We start from the raw sequence: 311 nt of genomic DNA, 5'->3' as shown, positions 1-311 counted from the left end.
GGCAACACCAGATAAGTACAATCATCAAACGGTTGAAAATAAACCCTTGATATCTAAACAAAAAGACATAGCTGCCCTTCGAACACATTCTTTACCACATAAATTAAAAGGATCGCTTGGTGAGGATATAGATGGCATATATAATACCAGGGAGGTAACCAAACAGTGTCAGCACCAAACAGATCCAAAATTCCGCACGACACTCATACTTGAGGAAGACACCAAGAGGTGGCAAGAGGATGGCGAGGATGATCTCCAGGAAGGTTGGTCCACCCATGCTTATCAAGTTTGATAAAGAGAAAGAAAACTAC

At 41.5% G+C, this 311-nt stretch carries 1 protein-coding gene; it reads right to left on the bottom strand.

The window, feature by feature from the left end; translation table 11 throughout:
* Positions 1-103: 103 nt before the first annotated feature.
* Positions 104-277, bottom strand: coding sequence for a YqaE/Pmp3 family membrane protein (locus tag GFJ41_RS21370; RefSeq protein WP_170076062.1), 174 nt, complete (start codon positions 275-277; stop codon positions 104-106).
* Between the last annotated feature and the right edge of the window lie 34 nt (positions 278-311).

This window comes from Paraclostridium dentum (assembly GCF_012922555.1).
Taxonomy (GTDB): domain Bacteria; phylum Bacillota; class Clostridia; order Peptostreptococcales; family Peptostreptococcaceae; genus Paraclostridium; species Paraclostridium dentum.
The sequence above is the reverse complement of the archived record's forward strand: the minus strand, read 5'-3'. Positions and strand labels throughout refer to the sequence as shown.

What these genes read in the sequence shown, in the direction of transcription:
- GFJ41_RS21370 (WP_170076062.1), bottom strand. Translation starts at nt 277, where the DNA reads ATGGGTGGACCAACCTTCCTGGAGATCATCCTCGCCATCCTCTTGCCA.